Source organism: Streptomyces sp. NPDC058198 (assembly GCF_042882605.1).
Taxonomy (GTDB): domain Bacteria; phylum Actinomycetota; class Actinomycetes; order Streptomycetales; family Streptomycetaceae; genus Streptomyces.
Genome location: NZ_JBHVVP010000001.1, coordinates 131,835 through 155,395, shown reverse-complemented (window position 1 = coordinate 155,395; position 23,561 = coordinate 131,835). Strand labels below are relative to the sequence as shown.

At 70.8% G+C, this 23,561-nt stretch carries 18 protein-coding genes; 11 read left to right on the top strand and 7 right to left on the bottom strand.

Going from position 1 to position 23,561, the window contains the following annotated elements; translation table 11 throughout:
- Positions 1 to 50 precede the first annotated feature (50 nt).
- The gene (locus tag ACFVWW_RS00660) at positions 51 to 1,091 is read left to right on the top strand and encodes a threonine/serine dehydratase (protein ID WP_386875044.1); all 1,041 of its coding nucleotides are present in this window, start codon (positions 51 to 53) and stop codon (positions 1,089 to 1,091) included.
- Between the two features lie 66 nt (positions 1,092 to 1,157).
- Here ACFVWW_RS00660 and ACFVWW_RS00655 read toward each other — a convergent pair whose 3' ends face one another.
- Positions 1,158 to 3,281 carry an alpha-galactosidase gene (locus ACFVWW_RS00655; RefSeq protein ID WP_386875042.1) on the bottom strand — a complete coding sequence of 708 codons (2,124 nt, stop codon included), beginning with the start codon at positions 3,279 to 3,281 and terminating at the stop codon, positions 1,158 to 1,160.
- Between the two features lie 185 nt (positions 3,282 to 3,466).
- Between ACFVWW_RS00655 and ACFVWW_RS00650 the strand changes: the two genes are divergently transcribed.
- From ACFVWW_RS00650 to ACFVWW_RS00620, 7 genes are all read left to right on the top strand, one after another.
- Positions 3,467 to 4,690: an ROK family protein gene (locus ACFVWW_RS00650; RefSeq protein ID WP_384180258.1), complete on the top strand. Its 1,224-nt coding sequence runs from the start codon at positions 3,467 to 3,469 to the stop codon at positions 4,688 to 4,690.
- The gene (locus ACFVWW_RS00645; RefSeq protein WP_384180260.1) at positions 4,653 to 5,966 is read left to right on the top strand and encodes an ABC transporter substrate-binding protein; all 1,314 of its coding nucleotides are present in this window, start codon (positions 4,653 to 4,655) and stop codon (positions 5,964 to 5,966) included. Before ACFVWW_RS00650 ends, ACFVWW_RS00645 begins: the two co-directional genes overlap by 38 nt.
- A 21-nt stretch (positions 5,967 to 5,987) precedes the next feature.
- The gene (locus tag ACFVWW_RS00640) at positions 5,988 to 6,950 is read left to right on the top strand and encodes a carbohydrate ABC transporter permease (RefSeq protein ID WP_386875039.1); all 963 of its coding nucleotides are present in this window, start codon (positions 5,988 to 5,990) and stop codon (positions 6,948 to 6,950) included.
- Entirely contained in the window at positions 6,947 to 7,873 is a 927-nt protein-coding gene (locus ACFVWW_RS00635; RefSeq protein ID WP_386875037.1) for a carbohydrate ABC transporter permease, read from the top strand. The genes ACFVWW_RS00640 and ACFVWW_RS00635 overlap by 4 nt, the downstream gene beginning before the upstream one ends.
- A gap of 75 nt (positions 7,874 to 7,948) precedes the next feature.
- Complete coding sequence (locus tag ACFVWW_RS00630; RefSeq protein ID WP_386875035.1) at positions 7,949 to 9,805, top strand: alpha-galactosidase D; 1,857 nt, start codon at positions 7,949 to 7,951, stop codon at positions 9,803 to 9,805.
- Positions 9,806 to 9,893: 88 nt separating this feature from the next.
- The gene (locus tag ACFVWW_RS00625; protein WP_386875033.1) at positions 9,894 to 12,308 is read left to right on the top strand and encodes a glycoside hydrolase N-terminal domain-containing protein; all 2,415 of its coding nucleotides are present in this window, start codon (positions 9,894 to 9,896) and stop codon (positions 12,306 to 12,308) included.
- Positions 12,305 to 13,555 (top strand): SGNH/GDSL hydrolase family protein, encoded by a 1,251-nt coding sequence (locus tag ACFVWW_RS00620; protein WP_384180269.1) that lies wholly within the window; start codon positions 12,305 to 12,307, stop codon positions 13,553 to 13,555. The genes ACFVWW_RS00625 and ACFVWW_RS00620 overlap by 4 nt, the downstream gene beginning before the upstream one ends.
- A gap of 22 nt (positions 13,556 to 13,577) precedes the next feature.
- Here ACFVWW_RS00620 and ACFVWW_RS00615 read toward each other — a convergent pair whose 3' ends face one another.
- The 3 genes from ACFVWW_RS00615 to ACFVWW_RS00605 all read right to left on the bottom strand — a co-directional run bounded on the left by ACFVWW_RS00615 (position 13,578) and on the right by ACFVWW_RS00605 (position 17,519).
- Positions 13,578 to 14,735, bottom strand: a complete 1,158-nt coding sequence (locus ACFVWW_RS00615; protein ID WP_384180522.1) for a homoserine O-acetyltransferase — start codon at positions 14,733 to 14,735, stop codon at positions 13,578 to 13,580.
- Positions 14,732 to 16,093 (bottom strand): bifunctional o-acetylhomoserine/o-acetylserine sulfhydrylase, encoded by a 1,362-nt coding sequence (locus tag ACFVWW_RS00610; protein ID WP_384180271.1) that lies wholly within the window; start codon positions 16,091 to 16,093, stop codon positions 14,732 to 14,734. Before ACFVWW_RS00610 ends, ACFVWW_RS00615 begins: the two co-directional genes overlap by 4 nt.
- Positions 16,094 to 16,313: 220 nt before the next feature.
- Positions 16,314 to 17,519 carry a S8 family peptidase gene (locus tag ACFVWW_RS00605; protein WP_386875030.1) on the bottom strand — a complete coding sequence of 402 codons (1,206 nt, stop codon included), beginning with the start codon at positions 17,517 to 17,519 and terminating at the stop codon, positions 16,314 to 16,316.
- Between the two features lie 287 nt (positions 17,520 to 17,806).
- On the opposite strand from ACFVWW_RS00605, the gene ACFVWW_RS00600 reads away from it, so the two are divergent.
- The gene (locus tag ACFVWW_RS00600; RefSeq protein ID WP_384327405.1) at positions 17,807 to 18,187 is read left to right on the top strand and encodes an MmcQ/YjbR family DNA-binding protein; all 381 of its coding nucleotides are present in this window, start codon (positions 17,807 to 17,809) and stop codon (positions 18,185 to 18,187) included.
- Between the two features lie 46 nt (positions 18,188 to 18,233).
- On the opposite strand, the gene ACFVWW_RS00595 is transcribed toward ACFVWW_RS00600, so the two are convergent.
- Positions 18,234 to 18,599 carry an STAS domain-containing protein gene (locus tag ACFVWW_RS00595; RefSeq protein ID WP_384180277.1) on the bottom strand — a complete coding sequence of 122 codons (366 nt, stop codon included), beginning with the start codon at positions 18,597 to 18,599 and terminating at the stop codon, positions 18,234 to 18,236.
- A 224-nt stretch (positions 18,600 to 18,823) separates the two neighbouring features.
- The gene (locus ACFVWW_RS00590) at positions 18,824 to 19,720 is read right to left on the bottom strand and encodes a universal stress protein (RefSeq protein WP_386875028.1); all 897 of its coding nucleotides are present in this window, start codon (positions 19,718 to 19,720) and stop codon (positions 18,824 to 18,826) included.
- Positions 19,721 to 19,946: 226 nt separating this feature from the next.
- On the opposite strand from ACFVWW_RS00590, the gene ACFVWW_RS00585 reads away from it, so the two are divergent.
- Both ACFVWW_RS00585 and ACFVWW_RS00580 read left to right on the top strand, forming a co-directional pair.
- The gene (locus ACFVWW_RS00585) at positions 19,947 to 20,810 is read left to right on the top strand and encodes a universal stress protein (protein WP_384180281.1); all 864 of its coding nucleotides are present in this window, start codon (positions 19,947 to 19,949) and stop codon (positions 20,808 to 20,810) included.
- A gap of 136 nt (positions 20,811 to 20,946) precedes the next feature.
- Positions 20,947 to 22,665 carry a GAF domain-containing protein gene (locus ACFVWW_RS00580; RefSeq protein ID WP_384180283.1) on the top strand — a complete coding sequence of 573 codons (1,719 nt, stop codon included), beginning with the start codon at positions 20,947 to 20,949 and terminating at the stop codon, positions 22,663 to 22,665.
- Between the two features lie 87 nt (positions 22,666 to 22,752).
- Here the strand turns inward: ACFVWW_RS00580 and ACFVWW_RS00575 are convergent, their stop codons facing one another.
- On the bottom strand, positions 22,753 to 23,457 hold the full coding sequence (locus ACFVWW_RS00575) for a response regulator (protein WP_384180285.1): 705 nt from the start codon (positions 23,455 to 23,457) through the stop codon (positions 22,753 to 22,755).
- Positions 23,458 to 23,561 lie beyond the last annotated feature (104 nt).

Sequence of the window (23,561 nt, the reverse complement as noted above, 5' to 3'; positions counted from 1 at the left end):
CAACCCGGCAGTCCGCTGCCCCCGCCGGGCGCGCGGCAGAGGAGACCCCTGTGTTCCAGCCGCTCACCTACGACGCCGTCCAGGAAGCCGCCGCCCGCATCGCCGGACGGATACGGCCGGTGACCGTGGTGCCCGTCGAGCCCGGCGCCGTCGCCACCGACGGACCGGTCGGACGGCCGGACCCCTGCCAGGTCTGGCTGGTGACGGAGTACATGCAGCACACCGGGTCCTTCAAGGCGCGCGGCGCTATGAACTTCCTCACTGCCCACCACGAGGCCGGCAGCCTCCCCGAAGCAGGCGTCACCATCGCCTCCGGCGGCAACGCCGGCCTCGCCTGCGCGTGGGCCGCGCGGCAGCACGGTGTCCCGGCCACCGTCTTCCTGCCGGAGCGCGCCCCGGGCGTCAAGGTCGCCAAGCTCCGTGGCTACGGAGCCGACGTACGCCTCATCGGTACCGAGTACGCCGAGGCGCTGGCCGCCTGCCAGGACTTCTCCGCCGAGACCGGAGCGCTGGCCAGCCACGCCTACGACCACCCGCTGATCGCCGCCGGAGCCGGCACGCTCATGGACGAGATCCTTCAGCGGATCCCGGACCTGGACACGGTGGTCGTCGCGGTCGGCGGGGGCGGCCTGTTCGCCGGCGTGGCCACGGCCGCCCGCCACCACGGGGTGCACACCGTTGCCGTCGAGCCCCAGGACTGCCGTGCGCTCAACGCCGCCCTGCGGGCCGGGCGGATCGTCGACGTCCCGGTGGACTCGGTCGCCGCCGACTCGCTCGGCGCCCGGCGCACCTCCGCCATCGCCCTGCACGCCGCCCAGCAGCCCGGAGTCAGCTCCGTGCTGGTCCCCGACTCCCGGATCGTGCACGCCCGTCAGGCCTTGTGGGACGACCGCCGCATAGTGGTCGAGCACGCCGCGGCGACGGCGCTGGCCGCCCTCGCCCCGCAGGAGGACACTCCCGCGCCCGTCGCGCCCGGCACCCTGGGCGACGCACCGCTACGGAGCTACCGCCCGCGCGGCGGCGAGCGGATCGCCGTGGTGCTGTGCGGTGCCAACACCGACCCGAGCGATCTCGTCGTCCGTACGGGCTGAGGCCGCCGGGGCAGGGGTGAACACGAGCGAGGCGTTGCGGCCGCCGAAGCCGAAGGATGGAGTCGTTTACGACGCCGGCACCCGGACCAGGTGCACCGCCGTGCTCGCCCAGTCGCCGGGTGGCAGATCGGGCAGGAGTCCGTACGCGGTCAGCACCGTCGCGTGATGGACTGCGCCGGTGCGGGCGTCGCGGTAGCGGGCCGCGGGGTCGAGGCCGGCGAGCCGGACCGGCAGCCGCGGGGCGCCGTGGCGTGGGGTCCTCTGCCAGATCAGCAACAGGGCCTCGCTCCGGTCCGCGGCGGTGTACTGCACCGCGGTCGGCCCGTCCTCGGCGGGGGTACGGAGCCGGTGCAGCGTCCCGTGCTGTACGAGATGACGCACCGTCTTGTACTGGTCCACCAGGGCGGCGCCTTCCGCCAGTTCGCCGTCGGACCAGCGGGTGAGGTCGCCCCCGACGCCCAGCACCCCGGCCATCGCGACATGGAAACGGAAGCGCAGCGGCACGGACCGTCCGGTGTGCTGGTTCGGTACGTCGGTCACCCAGGCCGCCATGGTCCGCGCCGGGTAGATCTGGCTGTAGCCGTGCTGGATGGAGACGCGGTCCGCGGCGTCGGTGTTGTCCGAGGGCCAGGCCTGGTCGGTGCGGGACAGGATGCCCAGGTCGACCCGGCCGCCACCGCCGCTGCACGACTCGATCCGCAGGGCGGGATGGTCGGCGCGCAGCCGGTCGATGACCTCGTAGAGGTTGTGGACGTAGGCCGTCCACAGCCGGTCGGCGCCCTCCGCCCGCTCCGGCCAGCCGGCTTCGCTCAGCGCGCGGTTCATGTCCCACTTGAGGAAGTCGATGGCATGCTCGGCCACCAGCCGCGTCAGCCAGCCGTAGGCCCAGTCCGCGACGTCACGGCGGGCGAAGTTGAGGACAAGCTGATGGCGCAGCTCGGTGCGGGCGCGGTGCGGGATGTGGAGTACCCACTCGGGATGCCGGCGGTACAGATCGCTGTCCGGGTTGACCATCTCGGGTTCCACCCACAGCCCGAAGCGCATACCGAGCCGGTGCACCTCGCGGACCAGCGGTCCGAGCCCGTCCGGGAAGCCCTCCGGGGACACGGTCCAGTCACCGAGGCCCGCCCGCTCGCTGCGGCGCGCGCCGTACCAGCCGTCGTCGACGACATAGAGCTCCACGCCGAGCGCCGCCGCCCGCGCGGCCAGCGCCTTCTGGCCGCTCTCGTCGACCTCGAAACCGGTCGCCTCCCACGAGTTGTACAGCACCGGCCGCACCTCTCCGGCATGCGGCAGAACGTGGGCGAGGGTGTACGCGTGCCAGGCACGGCTCGTCGCGCCGAAACCGCCGTCGGCATAGAGCCCGGCGTACGTCGGGGTGGTGAAGTCCTCGCCCGGCGCGAGTGGCAGGGCCGTACCGTCATGCCCGGCGCCGCCGGTGAAGCCCGCCCGGCCGTCGGAGCCACGGTGCACCGTGACGCGCCAGCTTCCGCTCCAGGCCAGGGCCGCGCTCCACACCTGGCCGTGGTCCTCGGTCGCCTCACCCGCGTCCAGCATCACCCAGGGATTCGCGTGGTGGCTGGTGACGCCCCGTCGGCTGGTGAGCACCGTTTCCCCGAACGCCAGCCGTTCCCGGTGCAGTTGGGTCTCACTGGCCCACTGTCCCGTGACGTGGCTGAGCCGGTGGTCGTCCCGGGGCGGCAGCGTCCACGCGGCGGAGTCGGCCCGCAGGAGGAGTACGGATTCACCGCCGGTGTTGCGCAGGACGGTCCAGCGTTCGATGACGTCGCTGTCGTCGTGGACGCGGTAGTGCAGGGTCGTCAGCAGGGGGTAGTGGCGGTCCCTGAACTCCAGGGCCAGTTCGGTCTGTCCCGGGACCGGCTCGTGGACGCGATGGCCCAGGGGCTGCCACTCGAAGGCGCGGGTGCCATCGGCGAACCGCACCTGCAGCGAGGGGGGACCGTAGCGTGTGCCGCCGTCGACGGGAAGCTCTTCCCCGGCCGCCGGTCTTCCTTCGAAACTGCTGGCGGCCGGCGCCGGGGGAGCGATGAGTTCCTCGGCCTCCTCAAGGGTCAGCCGTGGACCCCACGCGAGGTGACAGGGCGCACCTGTCTCGTCGACGCGGAGCGCGTACGACGTGCGCGGAGTGGAGAGCAGCCAGACCCCGGTGTCCGGGGCGAAGGAGATCACAGGCGTTGATCCTCACGGTCGGTTGGCTCCAGGAGAGCAGTCGGCAGCCAACCGCTCCTTCGATCACCTGTCAACACCGCCCACCCACCTCGCATTTGCGTGGCTGGTCCGGACCATGACGGGATTTCAGAAGGACCTTGCTTCTTTCATTGACAGAGGAAAAGAACCCCCCTACGTTTCCGGCCATGCGCTCGACACCTCGTCACGAGGCGGTTCCGGCCCCCACCCCGGCCGCTTCCCTCGTCTTCACCACCGTGCTGTCCCACGGCCCGCTGACGCGGGTGGAGATAGCCCGGCGGACGATGCTCTCCTCAGCGGCGGTGACCAAGGCCGTACGTCCGCTCATGGAGGCCGGATATCTGGTCGAAGGCGTGGACGAGGACGCACGCCCCTCCCTCGGCCGGCCCGCCAACGCCGTACGGGTCGACGGCGGACGGGCGCTGTTCATCGGGGTGAAGGTGACCGGCGACGAGATCATCGCGGTCCTGGCCGATCTGTGCTGCCGTATCCGGGTGGCCCGCCACACGCCGCTGACCGGCCGCGATCCCGGCGCGGTGCTCGCTTCGATCGCGACGCTCGTACAGGAACTGCTCACGGAGGCCGACGGGTTCGGCGTACGGGTCAGCGGGATGGGCCTCGCCGTCTCCGGCGACGTGGACCGCGCCGCCGGCGTGGTGCGCTACTCACCCTTCCTCGACTGGCGGGACGTCCCGCTCGCCGAACTGGCCGGGACCGTCACAGGACTGCCGGTCACGGTCGACAACGACGTACGGGCCCTGACCGTCGCCGAGCAGTGGTTCGGGGCCGGCGTGGGGCTCTCCGACTTCGCCCTGGTGACCGTGGGCGCGGGCATCGGCTGCGGCCTGGTGGTGCACGGACGGGTCGTCTCCGGTGCGCACGGCGTGGCCGGTGAGATCGGGCACCTGTCCATCGATCCGCTGGGCCCCGAGTGCTACTGCGGCAACACCGGATGCGTGGAGTCGATCGCCGGTGACGCGGCCATCGTCCGCCGCGTCCGGGAGACCACCGGTCTGCCCGTCGCCGGCGTCGCGCAGGCCCTGGAGCTGGCACACCAGGGTGAGCCCGGCGCCAGGGAGGCGTACACCCGGGCCGGTGAGGCCATCGGCCGCGCCATCGGAGCGGTGGTCAATGTCCTGGGGCCGCAACGGGTGATCATCTCCGGCGAGGGCCTGGCCGCCTACGACCTGTTCGCCGAGCAGATCCGTGACGCGTTCGCCGCGTCCGCCTTCGGCACCGCCGCCCAGTGCGACGTGATGACACGCCCCCTGCCCTTCGAGGAGTGGGCGCGCGGAGCCGCGGCCACCGCGATCCAGTCCTTCATCGGATCAAGCACGAGTTCTAGGAGTAGCGATGACGCTGCAGAGCCGCACCCCCTCGCTCGCCAGTGACCCCGGCCGCCGCAGAGTGGTCAACGGGCTGTTCGGACTCGGCGCCGCCGCGCTGGCCGCACCGCTCCTGACCGCGTGCGGTGGCGGACCGTCGGCCGACCCGAAGACGGTGACGTTCGGATCGAACGGGGCGGACGCCACACCCAAGACCGCCTACGCCGCGCTGACCAAGGCCTTCACCAAGGACAGCGGCCTCACGGTCAAGACGAACACCGTCGACCACGACACCTTCCAGAAGAGCATCTCCACCTACCTCCAGGGCACCCCCGACGACGTCTTCACCTGGTTCGCGGGTTACCGCATGCAGTACTTCGCCAAGAAGGGCCTGTGCCATCCCCTCGACGACGTGTGGGAGACCATAGGCTCCGGCTTCAGCGACGCCGCCAAGCAGCTGTCCAGGGGCGAGGACGGGAAGTACTACTTCGTTCCGCTGTACAACTACCCGTGGGCCGTCTTCTACCGCAAGAGCCTGTTCAAGGAGCGCGGGTACGAAATCCCGCGTACCTGGAGCGAGTTCACCGCCCTGGCCAAGCAGATGAAGAAGGACGGGCTCTCCCCGATCGCGTCCGGCTACGGCGGAGGCGACAGCTGGACCGTCCTCGGCGCCTTCGACTACCTGAACCTGCGCTCCAACGGGTACGACTTCCACATGTCGCTCATGCGGGGCGAGGTCTCCTGGACCGACCGTCGTGCCGCTGCCGTCTTCGACCACTGGCGCGAGCTGGCCCCGTACCACCAGCAGGGCGCCGGCGGCCGCTCATGGCAGGACGCCGCGCAGTCACTGCTCGACAAGAAGTCGGGCATGGCCGTGATCGGCCTCTTCCTCGGCCAGCAGATCACCGACGAGGCGCTGCGCGCGGACATCGACTTCTTCCCCTTCCCCGAGATCGACCCCGCCCACGGCCAGGACACCGTCGAGGCGCCCACCGACGGCTTCATGCTCAGCCGCAAGCCCAGGAATCCGGACGGCGCCAAGCGGTTCCTGGAGTTCCTCGGCAGCGCGGAGGCGGAGCAGCTCTACATGGGCGTCGACCCGAGCAATGTGGCCGCCCACGCACAGGCGGACACCGGCTCCTACAACGCCCTGCAGAAGAAGTCCGCGGCGCTGATCTCCTCGGCGAAGCACCTCACCCAGTTCGGTGACCGCGACAGCGACCCGGGCTTCATCTCCACCGTCGTGCTCCCCGGGCTGACCGAGTGGCTGGGCGACCCCGACAACGGCTCGGCCCTGCTGAAAAAGATCGAGTCCCAGCGCTCGCGCTTCTTCACGGCCTGATCAGGACCGGGAAGGTTCAGCATGTCCTCCGTACGCTCCGCGCCGCCCTCCCCGCAGCCCGCGTCGCAGTCCGCCCGCCGGCCCCGCCCGCCCCGTCGGCTCGGCGCCGGCGACCGGATCTTCCTCGCGGTCATCGTCGGTATCCCGCTGCTCGCCCTGCTGGCCTTCGTCTGGTTCCCCGCGCTGGCCTCCCTCGGCCTGTCCTTCACCAGCTGGGACGGCATCGACCTGTCCGACATCCACTGGATCGGACTGGACAACTACCACCAGATCTTCACCAACTACCCGCCGTTCTGGCCGGCCGTGCGGCACAACGTGGTCTGGCTGCTGTTCACCGCGCTGCTGCCCACCCCGTTCGGGATCTTCCTCGCCTACCAGCTCGACCGGAAGCTCCGCTTCACCAGGATCTACCAGACCGCGATCTTCCTTCCCATGGTGCTGTCACTCGCGGTGGTCGGCTTCATCTGGGAGATCATCTACAACCCCGACAACGGTCTCCTCAACGGCGTCCTGAACGCGGCGGCCCCCGGTCACCACATCGACTGGCTGGGCGACCCGGACCTCAACCTCTGGGCCGTTCTCGTCGCCTCGGCCTGGCGGCACACCGGCTACATCATGATCCTCTACCTGGCGGGCCTGAAGGGGTTCGACCCGGCGCTGAAGGAAGCCGCCGCCCTCGACGGAGCCAACGGACGCCAGACCTTCCTGCGGGTCGTCTTCCCCGCCCTCAAGCCGGTCAACATCATCATCCTGGTCGTCACCGTCATGGAATCGCTGCGGGCCTTCGACATCGTCTACGTACTCGGCGGCGGGATCGGCAGCAAACCGGGCATGGAGCTTCTCTCGCTCCTGATCACCGACAACATCATCGGCGAGTCCAGCCACATCGGGTACGGCTCCGCCCTCGCGGTCGTCCTGCTCGTCCTCTCGCTGGCCGCCATCGGGGCCTTCCTCTTCCAGAACTTCCGCAAGGAGGACCAGTGACCGCGACCGCCACACCGCCGGCCGCCGGCTCACGAACCCGCCGCGCGGCGCCTGCGGGCGGCAGTCCCCGGGGCTCCGGCCGCCAGACCGGCCGCCACCTGCTCCTCGGAGGCATCGCCCTGCTGTGGCTCGTGCCGCTGCTGTGGGCCGTCTACACCTCGCTGCGGCCCTACGCCGACACCAGCGAACACGGCTACCTCTCCTGGCCCGGCGCCATCAGCCTGGACAACTACGCCGACGCCTGGAACCAGTCCGGGATGCCGCACTTCTTCTGGAACTCCGTCCTCATCACGATCCCCTCGGTCCTGGGAACGCTGCTGTTCTCCGCGGCGGTGGCGTTCTTCGTCTCCCGCTTCGACTTCCGCTGGAACATTGTCCTGCTGATGCTCTTCACCGCGGGCAACCTGCTGCCGGCGCAAGTGCTCATCACCCCCCTGTACCGGCTGTACCTGCTGATCCCGCTGCCGGGGTGGATGAGCGACTCGTTCCTGCTCTACAACTCCGTCTGGGGCATCATCGCGATCCACATCGCGTACCAGTGCGGCTTCTGCACCTTCGTACTCAGCAACTACATGCGGACGATCCCGAAAGAGATCACGGAAGCGGCGCTGGTCGACGGCGCCCCCGCGTGGCGCCAGTTCTTCCAGATCGTGCTGCCGCTCTGCCGTCCCGCGTTCGCGGCGCTGGCCACCCTCGAATCCATCTGGATCTACAACGACTTCTTCTGGTCCCTCGCACTGATCGAGACCGGGGACAAGCGCCCGATCACCTCGGCCCTGGCCAATCTCCAGGGCCAGTACTTCACCAACCCCAACCTCATCGCGGCCGGCGCGCTGATGACCGCGATCCCGACGCTGCTCGTGTATTTCGCGCTCCAGCGCCAGTTCATCAGCGGGCTGACCATCGGCTCCGGCAAGGGCTGAGCCGCCGTACGTACGTCCCCGGCCCGTGGTCCACCGCGATACCCCCCGTGACCCGACAAACAGGAGGTCCGACCCATGCGGTCATCCTCGTACCCCGCCATGCCCGGAGCTTCCGCCGGCTCCGCCCGCCGCACCATGAGAGCCGTGCTCGTCCTGGCCCTTACCGCCGGTCTGGCGACGGCCGTCCCCGCGGCGGAGGCGGCCGCGCCCGCGCAGCCCGCGGCCCAAGTGAAGCCCACGGCCGCCGCGCAGCCCGCCGACGTCGCCGCGAAGCCGTTCATGGGCTGGACGAGCTGGAGCATGCAGTCCTCGAAGTACCCCGGGCTCAACCCCGACGGCGACTACAGCTACCTCACCGAGGCGAACGTCCTCAAGCAGGCGGACGCCATGGCGTCCAAGCTGAAGCCGTACGGCTACGAGTACGTCAACATCGACGCGGGCTGGTGGCGTACCAACGACTGGACACCCGAGTTCGACGCGTACGGCCGCCAGACCCCGGACCCGGACCGCTTCCCGCGCGGTATGAAGGCCGTCGCCGACCACATCCACGACAAGGGACTCAAGGCAGGCATCTACCTCCCCGTCGGCCTGGAGAAGGAGGCGTACGGCGAGGGCAAGGTGCCCATCTGGAACACCGAGTCCTGCACCACCGCCGACATCGTCCATCCGGACCTGCGCACCACCAACGGCTGGGACAGCGCCTACAAGATCGACTTCTCCCGCCCGTGCGCCCAGAAGTACATCGACTCGCAGGCCCAGCTGTTCGCCGACTGGGGCTACGACTTCCTCAAGCTCGACGGGGTCGGCCCCGGCTCGTTCAAGAGCGGTGAGAACTACGACAACGTCGCCGACGTCGCCGCCTGGCAGAAAGCCATCAGCACAGCGGGACGTCCGATCCACCTCGAACTCTCCTGGTCACTCGACATCGGCCACGCCGCCGACTGGAAGCGGTATTCGAACGGCTGGCGGATCGACACCGACGTCGAGTGCTACTGCAACACCCTCGTCAGCTGGGAGAACTCCGTCGACGACCGGTTCGACGACGCCCCGGGGTGGAGCCGCAAGGCAGGCCCCGGCGGCTGGAACGACCTCGACTCCATCAATGTCGGCAACGGACAGATGGACGGCCTCACCAAGGCCGAACGGCAGAGTTACGTGACCCTGTGGGCCATCTCCAAGTCGCCGCTCTTCTCCGGCGACGACCTCACCCGGCTCGACGACTACGGGCTCTCCCTGCTGACCAACCGTGAGGTCATCGCCGTCGACCAGGGCGACACCCCCGTCGCGCGGCCGGTCACCCCCGCCGGCGACCAGCAGGTCTGGGGCGCGAAGAACCCCGACGGCAGCTACACCGTCGCCCTGTTCAACCTCGCGGACTCGCCTGCCGCCGTGACCGCCGACTGGGCGTCCTTCGGCTTCACGGGCCGCGCCGGCGTCCGCGACCTGTGGAACCACGAGAACCTCGGCACGTACCAGAACAAGGTGACGCAGGCCCTGCCCGCCCATGGCTCACGCCTGTTCACCGTCACGCCCGCCGGGCCTCCGCTCAAGACCACCGGCTACGAGGCCGAGTCGGCGGCCAACACCCTCAGCGGCAACGCCTCGGTGGGCGGCTGCGACGCGTGCTCGGGCGGCCAGAAGGTCGGCAACCTCTACGGCGGCGGCACGCTCCGGTTCAACGGCATCACGGTGAAGAAGGCCGGGATCTACACCGTCAACGTCGCCTACGTCAGCGGTGACGCGCGCTCGGTGGCGGTCTCCGCCAACGGCAACGGCGCCACCAGCCTGACGTTCCCCTCGACCGGGGACTGGGGAACCGCGGAGACCGTCAGCGTGCCCGTGACCCTCAAGGCGGGCGCCAACACCCTCACCTTCGACAGCGGTTCCGGATACGCCCCCGACATCGACAAGATCGCCGTGCCGCAGTCCTGACCCCTGCGGTCCTCCCCCCGGCAGTCCTGCCCCCCGCAGCCCTGCCATCCCCGCATTCTGACCACCTGCCCCGGACATGGAGTGCACCGTGGACATCCAGCACACCGACTCACCAGAACGCCGGCCCAGCCGCAGAGGCTTCCTCGCCCTCGCCGCCGCGGCGGGAACCGTCACCGCCCTCGGCGCTCTGCCCCCCTTCACCGCCACCGCGGCCCCGCGCCGCCCCACCGAATCGCCCCTGCTGTCCGCGGCGGCGAAGAACGAACTGTGGTGGCAGGCGCCCGGCTCCGAGAGTTCGATGATCGAGCAGGGACTGCCGGTCGGCAACGGACGCCTCGGCGCGCTCGCCAGCAACGACCCCGGCCGCGAACTACTGATGATCACCGACGCGACCCTCTGGACCGGCGGGCTCAACGACACGCTCGACTCCGACGGCCAGTTCCCCTACGCCCGGGACGACTTCGGCTCCTTCACCCTGCTGGCGAAGCTGACCGTGGACATCCCCGGCCACGACCTGTCGGCCGTCTCCGGCTACCGCCGCGCCCTCGACCTCAGCCAGGGCCTGGTCACCACCTCGTACCTCCGCTCGGGCGTCACGTACCAGCGCCAGATCTTCGCCAGCCGGCCCGACGACGCCATCGTCCTGTACTTCTCCCAGAAGGGCGGCGGTCACTACACCGGCACCGTCTCACTGGACGGCACCCACGGCGAGACCACCACCGCGAACCGTTCCGGCGGGTACGCGTCCTTCGGCGCCGCGTTCCCCAACGGCCTGCGGTACGGGGCAGCCGTCACCGCGTACAGCCGGTCCGGCCGGGTCACCGTCGACGGAGCACGGATCTCCTTCGCCGGCTGCCAGGACCTGACCGTGGTCGTGAGCGGCGGCACCAACTACGCGCCCGACGCAGCCGCCGGCTACCGCGACCCGTCCCTCGACCCGCAGCGGCTGGCCAGGACCAAGGTCCTCGACGCGGCCGGACATCCGGCCGGCACCCTGCTGCGCACCCATGTCGCCGACTACCGCGACGTGTTCGAGCGGATGGACATCTCGCTCGGTACGTCCTCCCCGTCGCAGCGCGGCCTGGACACCTGGGAGCGGTTGCGGGCGCGCGCCAGGGACGGCGAGCCCGACCCCGAAATCGAGGCGGCCTATCTCCAGTACGGCCGCTACCTGATGATCTCCGGATCCCGGGGCAGCCTGCCGCTCAACCTCCAGGGCCTCTGGCTGGACGGCAACGACCCGGACTGGATGGGCGATTACCACACCGACATCAACATCCAGATGAACTACTGGATGGCCGACCGGGCGGGCCTGTCCGGCTGCTTCGACGCCTACGCCGACTACTGCCTGGCGCAGCTGCCGTCCTGGACCGATCTCACCCACCGGCTCTTCAACGACGAGCGCAACCGGTACCGCAACTCCACGGGCAGGATCGCGGGCTGGACCGTGGCCATCTCCACCAACATCCATGGCGGAGGCGGCTGGTGGTGGCACCCCGCGGGCAACGCGTGGCTGTGCCAGTCCCTGTGGGAGCACTACGAGTACACCCAGGAGCGGGAGTACCTGGCCAAGATCTACCCGCTGCTCAAGGGTGCCTGCGAGTTCTGGGAGGCCCGGCTCATCACCACGACCGTCACCGACCCCACGACCGGGGCCCCGCGCGAGGTACTCGTCGCGGACAGCGACTGGTCGCCCGAGCACGGGCCGCTCGACGCCAAGGGCATCACGTACGCCCAGGAACTGGTGTGGGCCCTGTTCGGCTCCTACCGCACCGCGTGCGCCGTGCTGGGCAAGGACCCCGGATACAGCGAGACGATCGACGCCCTCCGGGAGCGCCTCTACCTCCCCGTGGTGAGCCCGAAGACGGGCTGGCTGGAGGAGTGGATGTCTCCCGACAACCTCGGCGAGACCACCCACCGGCATCTCTCGCCCCTCGTCGGGCTCTTCCCCGGCGACCGGATCCGGCCGGACGACTCCACCCCGAAGGACCTGCTCGACGGCGCGACCGCTCTGCTCGCCGCGCGCGGCATGAACAGCTTCGGCTGGGCGAACGCCTGGCGCAGTCTGTGCTGGGCCCGGCTCAAGGACGCCGAGAAGGCTTACGAGCTCGTCGTCAACAACCTGAAGCCGTCGGCCAACGGCAGCAACGGCACGGCGATGAACCTGTTCGACATCTACGAGGTCGAACAGGGCCGGGGCATCTTTCAGATCGACGCCAACTTCGGCACCCCGGCCGCCATGATCGAGATGCTGGTCTACTCGCGGCCGGGACACATCGAGCTGCTGCCGGCCCTGCCGACGGCCTGGGCGCGGTCCGGCTCGGTGACGGGCGTGGGTGTACGCGGCGGCTTCGTCATCGACCTCGGCTGGCGGGACGGCGCGGTCACCGAGGCGCGGCTGCGCAGCGTCGGGGGCCGCTCCACCACCGTGGTGTTCGCGGGGAAGGCCCGGAAGGTGGACCTCGAGCCGGGCGGCTCCGTCACCCTGCGGGATCTCGGGTGACGGGCGCCCCGGCCCGGTCCCTGCCGGCGTACGCCGTCGCCGTCGTCTCCGCGCTGATCGTCGCGCTCTGCGTGCCCCTGAGCGCCGCCGCGGCGCACGCGCCGACGCGGACCGGTACGGCGGAGCCGGCCCGGCACACCGTCGTCACCTGGGGCGCCGCCGCCGACCGCCAGAGCGAGGGGCCGGCCGATCGCAGCTACCGGCTCATCGTGCGGACCAGCGTCGGCGGCAGCGATCTGCGCATACGTCTGTCCAACGCGTTCGGCGACCATCCGGTCACCTTCGCGAGCGCCTACGCGGGGCTGCGGAAGCAGGGCGCGGAGCTCGTCCGCGGCAGCAACCGGCGGCTCGGCTTCGGTGGCGCGGGGTCCGTCACGGTCCCGGCCGGGGAAACCGTCCTGAGCGACCCGTTGCCCGGGAAGCTCGCGGCGCTGAGTGATCTGGTCGTCAGCCTCTATGTGACGGGCGCCCAGGGACCGACGACCGGACACGGCATGGCCATGCAGACGTCGTACGCGGCCGCCGGAGACCACGCGCGTGAGGAGGGAGCGGCCCACTGGACCGACCCGATGGGGTCCTGGTACTGGCTGGACGCGGTCAGCGTGGAGACCGCTTCGGACATCGGCGCCGTGGTCGCGCTCGGCGACTCCATCACCGACGGCTGGCAGTCGGCCACCGACGAGAACCGCCGGTGGCCCGACTACCTCTCGCGCCGCCTCCGGGACGCGAGCGGCAGCACCGTGAAGGGCGTCGCCAACGAGGGCATCTCCGGCAACAAGGTCCTGGCGGACGGCGCGGGGCAGAGCGCGACATCCAGGCTGCGGCGCGATGTGCTCTCCCAGCCGGGCGTCCGTACGGTGTTCCTCTTCGAGGGCATCAACGACATCAAGGCGCACACCGGGGTCACGGTGGATGACATGATCGCCGGCTACCGGGAGATCATCGACCGGGTGCACGCGGCGGGCGTATGCGTCGTCGGCGCGACCGTGATGCCGTACAAGGGCTGGTCCGAATACGACGCCGAGGGCGAAGCCGTACGCCAGGGCGTCAACGACTTCATCAGGAACAGCGGTGAGTTCGACGCCGTGACGGACTTCGACAAGACCGTCCGGAGCCCGTACGACCCGGAGCGGATGCTGCCCGTCTTCGACGGCGGCGATCACTTGCATCCGAACGACAAGGGCATGCAGGCGATGGCCGACGCGGTCGATCTGTCAGAGCTGGACTGCGACCGCACCGACGGATGAGCCGTACCGCGCGGCCGGGCGGTCACGCCAGGGACAGCAGCTCCTCGACCAGGCCGCCCACCTGGCCGGTCTCGATGAGGAAGCCGTCGTGCCCGTACGGCGACTCGATGATTCTGAGCCGGTCGGCGCCGGGGACAGCGGCGGCGAGTTCCGCCTGCTGGGCGAGGGGATAGAGCCGGTCGGAGTCGACGCCCGCGATCAGGGCCGGCATCCGGACACGCCGCAGGGCCGCGGCCACGCCGCCGCGGTCCCTGCCGACGTCGTGTCCGTTCATCGCCTCGGTGAGCACCACATAGCTGCCCGCGTCGAACCGGCGTACCAGTTTGGCGGCGTGGTGGTCGAGATAGGACTCGACCTGGTAGCGGCCGCCCCGCCAGGGGTGGCCGCCCGGCTGCGGGTGTCCGCCGAACCGGGCGCCGAGTTCCGGCTCGCTGCGGTACGTCACATGGGCGATGCGGCGCGCGATACCCAGCCCCCGGTGCGGTCCGCCGCCGGCCGGCGCGTCGTGGTAGCGGCCCTCCCGCCATGCCGGGTCCGACCGGATCGCCGCTATCTGGACGGCGCCCCAGGCGATCTGTTCCGCGGACGCGGCCGCGGGACACGCGAGCACCAGCAGCGATCCCGTACGGTCCGGCCGGCTGACGGCCCATTCGAGGGCCCGCATGCCGCCCATGGAACCGCCGATGACCGCTGCCCAGCGCGCGATGCCCAGGGCGTCGGCGAGGGCCGCCTCGGCGGCCACCTGGTCGCGCTGGGTCAGATACGGGAACGAAGAACCCCAGCGGCCCCCGCCCGGCCGCGGCGACGAGGGACCTGTGCTGCCCTGACAACCACCCAGTACGTTCGGGGCGACCACGAACCACCGTGTGGTGTCGAGCGCCCTGCCCGGCCCGACCAGGGCGTCCCACCAGCCCTGGGTGGGATGCCCCGGCCCGGCCGGCCCCGCGACATGGCTGTCTCCCGTCAGCGCGTGCAGGACCAGCACCGCGTTCGAGCCGTCGGGGGCGAGCCGCCCCCACGTCTCGTACGCGAGCCGTACACCGGGCAGCAGCCCGCCGGCCTCCAGGGGAAGCGGAGCGTCGAGCGTCACCCAGGCGCGGCGGCCCGGCGCGTCCCCCTCCTGCCAGCCGCCGGTGGCCGGAGGGAGGGGGAGCGTGGCAGGTTCGGCCGACGTGTTCAGGACGCCGCCTTGGCGGCGCGGAACCCTGCCTCCAGATCGGCCTTGAGGTCGTCGACGCTCTCCAGCCCCACCGAGAGCCGCACCAGGCCGGGCGGGGTGCCCGTCGCGGTCAGCTCTTCTTCGCCGAGCTGGCTGTGGGTGGTCGACGCCGGATGGATGATGAGGCTCCGTACGTCGCCGATGTTGGCGAGGTGGCTGAAGAGCTCGACCCCGTCCACGAACCTCTTGCCCGCCTCGACGCCGTCGCGCAGTTCGAACGCGAGCACGGCTCCGGTACCGCGCGGAAGGTAGCGGCGCCCCGCCTCGTACCAGCGGTTGGAGGGCAGTCCCGGGTAGTGGACCGCGGAGACCTCGTCGCGCTGCTCCAGCCACTGGGCGAGGGCCAGGGCGTTGGACGTGTGCCGCTCGATGCGCAGGCTGAGGGTCTCCACGCCCTGCAGCAGCAGGAACGCCGAGTGCGGCGAGAGCGCGGGGCCGATGTCGCGCAGCAGCTGGACCCGGAGCTTCGCGGCGAAGGCGCCCGGTCCCAGGTCCGGCCAGTAACGCAGCCCGTGATAGCTGGGGTCGGGGGTGTGGAAGTCGGCGAACCGCTCGGTGTGCGCGCCGAAGTCGAAGGTGCCACCGTCGACCACCACACCGCCGATGGTGGTGCCGTGCCCACCGAGGAACTTCGTCGCCGAGTGGACCACGATGTCCGCGCCGTGCTCGATGGGGCGGAGCAGATAGGGGGTCGGGACGGTGTTGTCGACGATCAGCGGCAGCCCGGCGTCGTGCGCCGCGTCGGCCACCGCCCGTACGTCGAGGACATTGCCGCGCGGGTTGCCCAGGGTCTCCGCGAACAGGGCTTTGGTGTTGGGGCGCACGGCGGCGCGCCAGGCGTCGATGTCGTCCGGATCGTCGACGAAGGACACCTCGATGCCGAAACGGGGGAGGGTGTGACGGAAGAGGTTGTAGGTCCCGCCGTAGAGCGAGGTGCTGGAGACGATGTGGTCCCCGGCGCGGGCCAGCGTGAGGATCGCGAGCGTCTCGGCGGCCTGCCCGGACGCGACCGCGACGGCCGCCGCCCCGCCCTCCAGAGCGGCGATCCGCTGCTCCAGGACGTCCTGCGTGGGGTTGTGGATCCGGGTGTAGATGTTGCCGGGCTCGGCGAGGGAGAACAGGTCCGCCGCGTGCTGGGTGTCCCTGAAGACGAACGACGTCGTCTGGTAGATCGGTACCGCGCGGGCACCGGTCGTGGGATCGGGTGCGGCGCCCGCGTGGATCTGCTTGGTCTCGAAGGACCAGGAGGCGCCGGGTTCCTGCCGGGAGATGTCCTCGGGAGTGTGTCCCGCGGTGATGGAGTCGACGGGCTGGCTCATGCTCTGGCCTCGCACGGGTTCTGTGGCGGAATCGGGGGTACGTGAATGCTTGATTACGGACCGTAGAGGCCCTCGCGCGGCCGCCGGAAGCGCGACAGGGGAATGGCCACGAACCTGAAATACCTCGGCAACACAAGGTCCGCCCGGGGGTAAACGCGCAGGCACACAGATGACGCCCGCCGCCTGGCCGGCGGCGGGCGTCATCAAGAGTGACGGCGTGTTACGGGACGATCTTCAGAAGCTTGTTGGGCGAGCCGGAGCCGGGGTTGGTCACGACCCCCGACGTGGCACCGTTCACCAGCGCCGTGGCGACCTGGGCCGGGGTCGCGGTGGGGTGGCCGGAGAGATAGACCGCCGCCGCGCCGGCCACGTGCGGTGTGGCCATCGAGGTTCCCGAGATGGTGCTGCTGGCCGTGTCCGAGGTGTTCCAGGCGCTGGTGATGGAGCTGCCGGGAGCGAAGAGGTCCACCCGCGTACCGTAGTTGGAGTAGCTGGCGCGCGCGTCGGTGCTGGTCGTCGCCCCGACGGTGATGGCTTCCGGTACCCGGGCCGGCGAGTAGTTCTGCGCGTTGGCCCCGGAGTTGCCCGCGGCTATCGCGTAGGTCACGCCGCTCCTGATGGAGTTCAGCACGGCGGCGTCCAGCGCGGGGTCGACGCCGCCGCCCAGGGACACGTTGGCGACGGAGGGCCCGCTGTGGTTCTGCGTCACCCAGTCGATGCCCGCGACCACCTGGGCCGTGGTGCCCGAGCCCGCGTTGTTGAGCACGCGTACGGCCACCACCCTGGCCTTCTTCGCCACGCCGTACGCGGTGCCCGCCGTGTTGGCCGCCACGTGGGTGCCGTGACCGTTGCCGTCCTGCGCGGTGTTGTCGTTGTCGACCGCGTCGTATCCGTAGGAGGCGCGTCCGCCGAAGTCCTGATGGGTGATGCGGACCCCGGTGTCGATGACGTACACGGTGGTTCCGCCACCGGCGCTGTCGGGATAGGTGTACTTCTGGTCCAGCGGCAGCGAGGCCTGGTCGATACGGTCCAGGCCCCACGACGGCGGGTTCGTCTGGGTGGCGAGAGCATGCACCGTACGGTCCTGGAACACCTGCTCGACGGCCGGGTCGGCGGCGAGTCTGCGCGCCTGGGCGGGCGAGAGACGGGCGGCGTAACCGTTGAGAGCGGCCGTGTAGGTCCGCTCGATCGTGCCACCGTACTCGGACACCACGCTCCGGCCGGGAGCCGAGGCGGCCTTGAGGCCGGCGGTCTTCTTCAGGGTGACGATGTAGCTGCCCTGCACGGCGTTCTCGGCGCCGGCGCCGATGACCGTGCCGACGGCGGGCGCCGCCTGGGCGGGAAAGGAGACCGCGCCGAGGGCCGCGGCGGCCGCGGCCGCGGTGATCGCCGCGGCGATCCGGGTGGTGGTGAGCGTCGATGCCATGGTGAGGGGTTCTCCTCATCGTGGTGCGCCGGGGTGCATGCGCGGGTGGGGGGCGCGTACGGGAGGTACGCGCAGGCGGCGCGGACGGGTCCGGTGACCACCTGAGAGAACCCTCGCGGAGGTCTGAGGCCCGGAACAAGGAGTTCTGACGGGCTGTCATGTGTTTGACATGGCCATGTAATGACCTTGTAGTGAAGATCGTGCGTTCACAGGCCCCCGGGCGGGCACAGGCATGCGGTATTCAGGCCGCCCGACCTCTGCGACGGCCTCTCGGACGTCCGTCTACCATGGCGACCGTGACCGTGATTGATGCCGAGGACGTCCGCCGTATCGCGCTGTCCCTTCCCCGGACGGTGGAGAAGGAGGCGTGGAGCATGCCCACGTTCCGCGTCGCGGGGAAGATGTTCATCACGGTTCCCGACGATCAGTCGTCGTTCGCCGTGCGGTGCCCCAGGCACGAGCGGACCGAGCTGATCGCGGCGGAGCCGGAGAAGTTCTGGGTGCCGCCGCACGAGGCGAGTTCCGCATGGGTCCGCGTGCGGCTGGGCGCTCTGGAGGACCTGGACGAGCTGCGGGACATCCTCGTGGACTCCTGGAAGCAGGCGGCGCCGGAGCACCTCGTGGACGCGCTCCCCACCTCGGAACCGGGTACGGGAACGGGCGCGTAGAAGCCGGCTGAGCCTCGACGGTCACGCCCCGTGGGGCGCCCGGAAGTCAGCCGGCCGTGTCTCCGGAGTCACGGACCGCGCGCGGCCCGTTGTCGAGCACGTCGAAGAAGCGCAGCAGTCCGGCGAGCCGGAGTGTTCTGTGAACCTGCGGATTATTGAGGACCAGCGCCAGCCTGCCCCCGCGTTCGCGCACCCGGCTGCGCGCCCGGCACAGGACCGAGAGCCCGCTGCAGTCGATGAAGCTCAGATACTGGAGATCGATCACCACGTCGGGCTCCGGAGCGGCGGTCAGGGAATCGAGGTACGCGGAAATGACCGGCGCGGTCAACAGGTCCATCTCTCCGCGCAGTTCCACGACGGTGGTCCGGCCCACGATTCGCTCGCGCAGGCAGCTGGGCCCCTCGTACGACATGAAAATCACCTATGAATTCGGCTGATCCGTTCTCCGGCAAGGACGTTGATCCATCCCTCGGCACGGCCGAGGACAAGGACCATCCAAACCGCTGCCGCGCGTCAGGGGGAGTGCCGACCGGCCCTGTGCGGCGGGGTCGGCCGGCCCGGGCGGGCCGGCCACATGTACTCGGCCCTGATCACTAGGCCCTGATCACTAGGCCCTGATCACTCGGCCCTGATCATTCAGCCCTGTTCCGGGACGATCGCGACCGGGCAGGAGGCGCGACGCAGTACCGCGTGATTGACGCGGCCGAGCTGAAGTCCCACCGCTCCCCGCCGCCGTGCGCCGACCACGAGCAGATCAGCGGTGGCCGCCTCGTCGAGGAGCGTCCGGTGCGCCGTGCCCCGTACGACTTTCCGCCGGAGGGCCACCTCGGGATACTCCTCCCGGACGGCACCCAGGACCCGGTCCACCCACGCGTCCGCCCGCTGCCGGCCGTCCCCCGCCCGGTCTGCGCCGGCCGACGCGGACGGCTTGCTCAGGTGAGCCGTGCGGTGCCAGGCGCGTACGGCGACCAGCTCGCAGCCCCGTGACCGCGCCTCGCGAAAGGCGAAGCGCGCGGCGGCGGCGCTCCCGGCGGAGTCCCCGACGCCGACGACTACGCGCCGGTAGGTGGCCCGCCGGTTCGGCTCCGCGCCGCGCGCCACGACCACCGGGCAGTGGGCCCGGGCGGCGACGGCCAGACTCGCGGATCCCAGGAGCAGGCCCACGATCGGGCCGTGTCCGCGCGGCCCCAGCACGAGGAGAGAGGCCTCGTGCCCTTCTCTCAGGAGCGCCGTCACCGGATCCTCGGGCCACACCTCGGTGGATACCCGCACACCGGCGGCGAGCCGGTGCGCACGGTCCTCGGCGGTGGAGACGAGGTTCTCGGCGCACACCTGCTCGAGGGGGCGGTCCCCGCCGAGTCTCGGCCGTACGCCTTCGTAGTGCTCCCACAGCGAGGCGTGGACGAGCCTCAGTGGCAGGCCGGCGCGTTCCGCCGCCGCCACCGCCCAGTCGACGGCCTGCGGGTTGCCTTCCGATCCGTCCACTCCCACGACCACGGGAAGCTCCATCGCTCCCACTGCCCTTCCGCCCATGGCGATCGTTTGTGTGCGTTCGTATGAGCGCCGGACCCGCGAGTGTGTCCCGCGCTCCCTCCAGTGTGATGGCGGGGCACGGCCCCGGCAGGTCGCTGCCCGGATACCCGCCCGGCCCGCCCGTCACCCGAAGGGGCCGAGTGGCTCATGTCGCGCGGCCACATCGGCGCACACCCTTGAGGTGTGGCTGCGGCTCGGCGGTCACGGCCATGAAGGGAGTACGGACATGAATCCCCTCGTCACCGTGGGCCTGGACGGTACCCCCGAGTCACTGTCCGCCGCCCACTGGGCCGCGCAGGAGGCGCGAGTGCGTCACGCGACCCTGCGCCTGCTGCACGCGTGGGTGCTGCTGGCGGTGGAGCCGGCGACGCACCCCTCGGAGGCCGATCAGAACTACTGGGCCGAACGGATCGTGGAAGAGGCACGCTCCGCCGTCGAGAAGCGCTACCCGGACCTGCCCATCTACGAGGACCTGGTGGCCGAGGACCCGGTGACCGCACTGCTGGCAGCCGCCGGGGAGTCGGACATGCTGGTCCTCGGTTCCCGGGACATGGCCCCCATGGCCAGCTACTTCCTCGGCGACGTCGGCCTGCACGTGGTGGCGCGGGCCGAGGCCCCCTCGGTCCTCGTACGGGCCAGGGAAGACTCCGCGCCGCTCGCGGACGACGGCGATGTGGTGGTGGCCCTGGGCTTGCGCCGGCCCAGCGACGCTCTGTTCGAGTTCGCCTTCGACAGTGCGGCCCGGCGCGGTGTCACCCTGCGGGCCGTCCACGGCAGAAGCCTCCCGGCCCCCGTGTACACCCGTGGCGGCATCGACCCCTCCCTGTCCGAGGCGGCGGCCAAGGACGCGCGGCGGGAACTCACCGACGCGCTGCGCCCGTGGCGCGAGAAGTACCCGGACGTGCGCACGGTCGACAGCGTGTGGCTGGAGAGCCCGGCGCGAGCGGTCGTCCGGGGCGCCTCGGGCGCCGGGCTGCTCGTCGTCGGCCGCCGGAAGAACCGGCCCGCGCTGTCGCCCCGGGTCGGCCACGTCCTGTCGGCGGCCGTGCACCACGCACCGTGCCCCGTGGCGGTCGTCCCGCACGAGTGATCCGTACGAGTGATCCGTACGGGGACGGGTGACCCGTACGGGGGCGCGCTGCCAGGATGCCCCGACACCGTCAGCCGCTACGGTGGAAGTGCGGCCCGGTGGTGGTCTGATGCACGCGGGCCCCGACGGAGGCACCGTGAGCGACGACGGCGACAAGCGGACCGACGGCACTCCGAGGCGGCAGGATGTCCTGCCCGAGGAGTTGCAGGCCCACCTGGACGCGGTCCAGCACGGCACCCCCGAATCGGTGCAGAGCCTCCTCGAAGCCGTCCTCTCGGTCGGCCGGGAGCTGGACCTGCCCCAGGTGCTGCGCCACATCGTGGAGGCAGCGGTGGTGCTCGTGGACGCCGAGTACGGCGCGCTGGGCGTCATCGGCGAAGGAATGACGCTCTCCCAGTTCCTGACCAGCGGCGTCAGCGAGGAGCGGGCCACCGCCATCGGACACCTGCCCGAGGGCCATGGAATCCTCGGCGAGCTCATCCGCCATCCCGAGCCGCTGCGTCTCCCGGAGCTGGGCGAGCATCCCGCGTCGTACGGGTTTCCCTCGCACCACCCGCCCATGCACTCCTTTCTCGGGGTGCCGATCAGGGTGCGCGACGAGGTGTTCGGCAACCTCTATCTCACCGAGAAACGGGGCGGTGAGGACTTCGACGACGAGGACGAGACCGTCCTGTCCACCCTCGCCGTGGCGGCCGGCGTGGCCATCGAGAACGCACGGCTGTACGAGCAGGCGCGCGACCGGCAGCGCTGGCTGGAGGCCAATGCGGAGATCGTCGCCAGCCTGCTGTCCGGGGCGGGCGAGACCCAGGTGCTACGGCTGGTCGTCGACCACGCACGCCGTATCCTCGGCGCGGACCTGGGGGCTCTGGCGCTTCCCGACGAGGACGGAGCCGTCCTGCGGGTCGCGCTCGCCGCCGGGGTCGACGCCGAGGCGCATCATGGTCTGGTGCTCCCACGGGAGGGCACGTTCGTCGGCGCGGCCCTGTGCGCTCGAAAGCCACTCATCAGTCTCGACGTCCAGCACGACCCGAGAATCACCGCAGGACCCCCGAGGTGGAGCGGTCTGGGGCCCGCCGTCGCGGTCCCGATGGTCGCCAGCGACGAGGTACGCGGCGTGCTGCTGCTGGCCCGGGTCGACCGGAGGGCGCCGTTCACCCAGGCCGAGACGGCTCCGCTGCTTGCGTTCGCCGGGCAGGCGGCGCTCGCCATGGAACTCGCCGAGCGACGGAGCTCCGCGGAACAGCTCACCCTGCTGGAGGACCGTGACCGGATCGCGCGTGACCTGCACGATCTGGCCATCCAGCGGCTGTTCGCGACGGGCATGACCCTGCAGAGCACCGTGCGGTTCGTGGAGCATCCGGCGGCGCACGAGCGGCTGCTGCGCGCCGTGGACGACCTCGACGAGACCATCAAAATCATCCGGTCGACGATCTTCGGGCTGCGCGCCCGCGACGCGGGCCGTTCGGGCCACGGGCTGCGGATGCGCATCACCGGGGCGGTGGAGCAGGCCGTACGCCCCCTCGGCTTCACCCCGTCGCTGCGTATGGAGGGACTCATCGACACCGATGTTCCGGCGGTGATCGCCGAACATGTCGTCGCCGCCCTGGGAGAGGCGCTGAGCAATGTCGTACGGCACGCGCGGGCCACCTCGGCAGATGTGTCCCTCGTGGTCCGCGGCGGCAGACTGACGCTGACCGTCTCGGACAACGGCGTCGGTATCGCACCGGGCGGCCGCAGAAGCGGTCTGGACAACCTCGCCGGGCGAGCGGAGAGCCTGGGCGGCGGGATGACGGTCGAAGCGCCCGACCGCGGCGGCACCCGCCTCGAATGGACGGTTCCGGTCAGTCCCGGCTGAACCGGGCCGACCACGGGCACGGGCCGACCGCGAACACGGGCCGACCGTGGACACGGCTCGGGCACGGTGCCGGCGTCCGGTGGCGCTTCAGCGGGATCCGTGGCCGGGGTCACCGAGGTGCGTGGCGGCCTGGGTGGCGAGGACAGCGGCCTGGATGCGCCGCTCCACGCCGAGCTTGGCCAGCAGGCGCGAGATGTGGTTCTTGACCGTCTTCTCGGAGAGGTAGAGCCGCTTGCCGATCTGACGGTTGGTCAGCCCCTCCCCGACCAGGGCGAGGACCTCCCGCTCACGGGGAGACAGTCCGGACAGCGTGTCCGGCTCCGGCTCCTTCTCGGCGTCCTCGCCGCGCAGACTGCTCATCAGACGGGTCGTGGTCGCCGGATCGAGCATGGACTGACCGGACGCGACCGTGCGCACGGCGGCCACCAGGTCCGACCCCTTGATCTCCTTCAGTACGTACCCGGCCGCGCCGGCCATGATCGCGTCGAGCAGCGCGTCGTCGTCGTCGAACGAGGTGAGCATCAGGCAGGCCAGACCGGGCATCCGCGAGCGCAGTTCCCGGCAGACCGTGATCCCGTCGCCGTCCGGCAGCCGTACGTCGAGAATGGCGACGTCCGGCCGCAGAGCCGGGCCACGGGCCAGGGCATGGCCGATCGTGCCCGCGTCACCCACCACCTCGATGTCCGCCTCCGCGTCGAGCAGATCCTGCACCCCACGCCGGACGACCTCATGATCGTCCAGCAGGAACACCCGGATCGGCTTCTGCGGCGAGAAGCCCCGTACCACGTCCATGTCGATCCTCCGCGCTGTCGTGGATCCGCACCCACCCATCGTGGCCCTGCCCCCGGGGGCACACCAGGGGCCGAATGGACCCATGCCCCCGTCCGACCGGCGCC

Excerpts from the sequence above, each read along its gene's own strand:
- ACFVWW_RS00650 (WP_384180258.1), top strand. The coding sequence starts at position 3,467 with ATGCGCTCGACACCTCGTCACGAGGCGGTTCCGGCCCCCACCCCGGCC.
- ACFVWW_RS00645 (WP_384180260.1), top strand. The coding sequence starts at position 4,653 with ATGACGCTGCAGAGCCGCACCCCCTCGCTCGCCAGTGACCCCGGCCGC.
- ACFVWW_RS00640 (WP_386875039.1), top strand. The coding sequence starts at position 5,988 with ATGTCCTCCGTACGCTCCGCGCCGCCCTCCCCGCAGCCCGCGTCGCAG.
- ACFVWW_RS00630 (WP_386875035.1), top strand. The coding sequence starts at position 7,949 with ATGCGGTCATCCTCGTACCCCGCCATGCCCGGAGCTTCCGCCGGCTCC.
- ACFVWW_RS00610 (WP_384180271.1), bottom strand. The coding sequence starts at position 16,093 with ATGAGCCAGCCCGTCGACTCCATCACCGCGGGACACACTCCCGAGGAC.
- ACFVWW_RS00605 (WP_386875030.1), bottom strand. The coding sequence starts at position 17,519 with ATGGCATCGACGCTCACCACCACCCGGATCGCCGCGGCGATCACCGCG.
- ACFVWW_RS00600 (WP_384327405.1), top strand. The coding sequence starts at position 17,807 with ATGGCGACCGTGACCGTGATTGATGCCGAGGACGTCCGCCGTATCGCG.
- ACFVWW_RS00595 (WP_384180277.1), bottom strand. The coding sequence starts at position 18,599 with ATGTCGTACGAGGGGCCCAGCTGCCTGCGCGAGCGAATCGTGGGCCGG.
- ACFVWW_RS00590 (WP_386875028.1), bottom strand. The coding sequence starts at position 19,720 with ATGGGCGGAAGGGCAGTGGGAGCGATGGAGCTTCCCGTGGTCGTGGGA.
- ACFVWW_RS00585 (WP_384180281.1), top strand. The coding sequence starts at position 19,947 with ATGAATCCCCTCGTCACCGTGGGCCTGGACGGTACCCCCGAGTCACTG.
- ACFVWW_RS00575 (WP_384180285.1), bottom strand. The coding sequence starts at position 23,457 with ATGGACGTGGTACGGGGCTTCTCGCCGCAGAAGCCGATCCGGGTGTTC.